1 protein-coding gene is annotated in these 3,840 nt (G+C 71.7%); it reads left to right on the top strand.

Features of this window, described 5'->3' with window-relative positions; all coding sequences use genetic code 11:
• Window positions 1-3,840, top strand: a 3,840-nt coding sequence (locus ACZ404_RS36835; protein ID WP_468447757.1) for a non-ribosomal peptide synthetase, incomplete at both ends; no start/stop codon positions are given.

The raw sequence follows: 3,840 nt of genomic DNA, 5'->3' as shown, positions 1-3,840 counted from the left end.
GGCAGCCCCATCGCCGGACGCACCGACCAAGCCCTCGACCACCTCATCGGCTTCTTCGTCAACACCCTCGTCCTACGCACCGACACAACCGGCAACCCCACCTTCACCCAACTCCTCAACCAGGTCCGCGACACCTCCCTGCACGCCTACGCCCACCAAGACGTCCCCTTCGAATACCTCGTCGAACACCTCAACCCCACCCGCACCCTCTCCCACCACCCCCTCTTCCAAATCATGCTCGCCCTCCAAAACGCCCCCGAAGCCACCTTCCACCTCCCCGGCCTCCACATCGACATCACCCCCGGCCGCACCCACACCGCCAAATTCGACCTCTTCATCAGCCTCGCCGAACAACGCGGACCCCACGGCGAACCCGAAGGCATCACCGGCGCCATCGAATACTCCAGCGACCTCTACGACCCACCCACCGTCCGCGCACTCTTCGACCGCTGGGTCCGGCTGCTGGAAGCGGCCACCGCAGCCCCCGACCAGCCGCTCAGCAACATCGACCTGCTCACCGCCGAAGAGCATCAGCAGGTGCTCGACACCTGGCTGGACACCGGGGTGGAGGTGGGTGCGGACCTGCTGCCGGTGCGCTTCGCCGAGCAGGTGCGGGCCACGCCGGACGCCGTCGCCCTGATCGCCGGCGACACGACCCTGACGTACGCGGAACTGAACAGCCGCGCCAACCGGCTGGCGCACGCGCTGCTGCGCCGGGGTGCCGGGCCGGACCGGGCCGTCGCGCTCGCCCTGCCGCGCACGGCCGATCTGGTGGTGGCTCTACTGGCGGTGCTCAAGTCCGGTGCCGCGTATCTGCCGCTGGACCCGGACCATCCGTCCGGGCGCATCGCCCACGTGCTGGAGGACGCCCGGCCCGACCTGCTCCTCACCACCCTGGCGACGGACTCGCGGATGCCCGGTGGCGTGGCGGCCGAACGGCTGGTGCTGGACTCCCCCGCGGCCCAGGAGCTGCTGGCCGGCTGCCCGGACAGTGATCCCACCGACGCCGACCGTGCCGCGCCGCTGCGGGCCGCCGACGCCGCGTACGTGATCCACACCTCCGGTTCGACCGGCCGTCCGAAGGGTGTGGTCGTGCCGCACTCGGCGCTGCTCAACTTCCTGGAGGCCATGCGGCAGAAGGTCCCGCTGCGACCCGGGGAGCGGCTGCTGGCGGTCACCACGGTGGCCTTCGACATCGCCGCGCTGGAGCTGTACCACCCGCTGCTGTCGGGCGCCGCGGTCGTCCTCGCACCCAAGGAGGCCGTCCCTCAGCCGTCCGCCGTGCTCGATCTGATCGCCCGGCATGGCGTCACGATCGTCCAGGGGACGCCTTCCCTGTGGCAGCTGCTGGTCTCGCACGAGCCGGAGGCGCTGCGGGGGCTGCGCATGCTGGTCGGCGGCGAGGCTCTGCCCGCCACACTCGCCGAGTCGCTGCGCGCGCTCACCGAGGATCTGACCAACCTGTACGGGCCGACCGAGACCACCATCTGGTCGACCGCCGCGGACCTGGCCGGCGGCACGGGCGCGCCGCCGATCGGCCGCCCGATCGCCAACACCCGCGTCTACGTGCTGGACGACGGCCTGAGGTCGGTGGCGCCGGGGGTGGTGGGCGAGCTGTACATCGCGGGCGCCGGTGTCGCCCGCGGCTACCTGGGCCGGCCGGGACTGACCGCCGAGCGGTTCGTCGCCGACCCCTACGCCCCCGAACCCGGCGGACGCATGTACCGCACCGGCGACCTGGTGCGCTGGAACACCGACGGCGAACTGGAGTTCATCGGCCGCGCCGACCACCAGGTCAAGATCCGCGGCTTCCGCATCGAACCCGGCGAGATCGAACACGTCCTCACCGACCACCCCGACATCGCCCAGGCAGCCGTCGTCGTCCGCGAGGACCAGCCCGGCGGTGCCCGCCTGGTCGCCTACGTCGTGGCCGACACCTCGGCGCGCGGACGGGACGAGGCGGTCGAGCAGGATCAGCTGAGCGAGTGGCGGGACCTGTACGACTCCGTGTACACCACGGCTCCGCAGACGGCGTTCGGTGAGAACTTCGCGAGCTGGACCAGCAGTTACGACGGTGAGCCGATCCCGTTGTCCGACATGCGGGAGTGGCGCGACACCACCGTCGACCGCATCAGGTCCCTGCACCCGCGCCGCGTGCTGGAGATCGGTGTGGGCACCGGTCTGCTCCTCGCCGGGCTGGCGCCCGGGTGCGAGGAGTACTGGGGCACCGACTTCTCCCCCACCGTCATCGCGGAACTCCAGCGCCACGTCGACGCCGATCCCGAACTCGCCCGGCGGGTGACGCTGCGGACCCAGCCCGCCCATGACTTCGCCGGGCTGCCGACGGGGCGCTTCGACACGATCGTCCTCAACTCGGTGGTGCAGTACTTCCCGAACGCCGGCTATCTGGAACAGGTCATCGACAACGCCCTGCGGGTTCTGGCCCCCGGCGGGGCCCTGTTCATCGGTGACGTCCGCAACCCGAGGCTGCTGCGCACCTTCACCAGCGCCGTCCAGACCGCACGAGCCGAGGACCCGCACGACACCGCCGCCATCCGCCGCGCCGTCGAGCAGAGCCTCGTCCTGGAAAAAGAACTCCTCGTCGACCCCGAGTACTTCACCGCCCTCACCCACCACCTCCCCGACCTCGCCGGCACCGACCTCCAACTCAAACGCGGCACCGCCCACAACGAACTCACCCGCTACCGCTACGACGCCACCCTCTACAAAACCGGCATCACCCCACACCCCCTCACCGACGCCCCCACCCGACCCTGGGCGGCTCACGCCGATGCCGGGGCGAACCTCGTGGAGCTGGCACGGCACTTGGAGGCGGAGCGGCCCGCCGCGCTGCGAGTCACCGGGGTTCCCAACGCCCGCCTCGCCCATGAACTCGCGGTACGGCAGGCCCTCGACGACGGGGAGCTTCGGGCCGTCGCTGCGCCGCCCGTCGACACGGCCTGCTTCCCGGCCGGCCCCGAGGCCTTCCATGAACTGGGCGACGAGCACGGCTACTGGACCGGCGTCACCTGGAACACCCACGACCCCGACACCGTCGACGTCGTCTTCGCCGACCGGAACCGGCTGGGCGGCGCTGTCCCCCTGGGCACCTACGCACCCCTCGACGCCGGCGCCGCCACGCCTCTGGCCAGGTGGACGACCAATCCCGCCGCACGCCGCGGGACCGGTGCCCTCGTCACCGCCCTCCGCGAGCACGCCCGTCACCATCTGCCCGACTACATGGTCCCCTCGGCCGTCGTCCCCCTCGACCGTCTCCCCCTGACGGCCAATGGGAAGCTGGACCGGGCCGCGCTGCCCGCGCCGGAGTTCCTGTCCTCCGGGGCGGGGCGGGAGGCCCGTACGCCGCAGGAGCAGATCGTGTGCGACCTGTTCGCCCAGGTCCTCGGGCTGCCCCGGGTCGGTGTCGACGACGACTTCTTCGAGCTGGGCGGCCACTCCCTGCTGGCCACCCGCCTGATCGCCCGCATCCGGGCCACGTTCGGGGTCGAGCTGGAGCTGCGCGCGCTGTTCGAGGGCCCCACTCCGGCCGCGGTCGCGGCCCTTCTGGACACCGCTGGACCCGGCCGCCTGGCGCTCACGGCGGGTCGGCGGCCCGAGGTGATGCCACTGTCCTTCGCCCAGCGGCGACTCTGGTTCATCCACAAGATGGAGGGCCCGAGCCCCACCTACAACATCCCGCTGGCTCTACGGCTGACCGGCGAACTCGACCGGGATGCGCTCCGTACGGCCCTCGCGGACGTGGTGGCCCGGCACGAGAGTCTGCGCACGGTGTTCCCGGAGGCCGAGGGCGTGCCCTGTCAGCAGGTGCTGGCCCCGGAG

It is taken from the genome of Streptomyces sp. NPDC030798, assembly GCF_055572275.1.
This window is presented reverse-complemented; position numbering and strand designations above follow the sequence as displayed.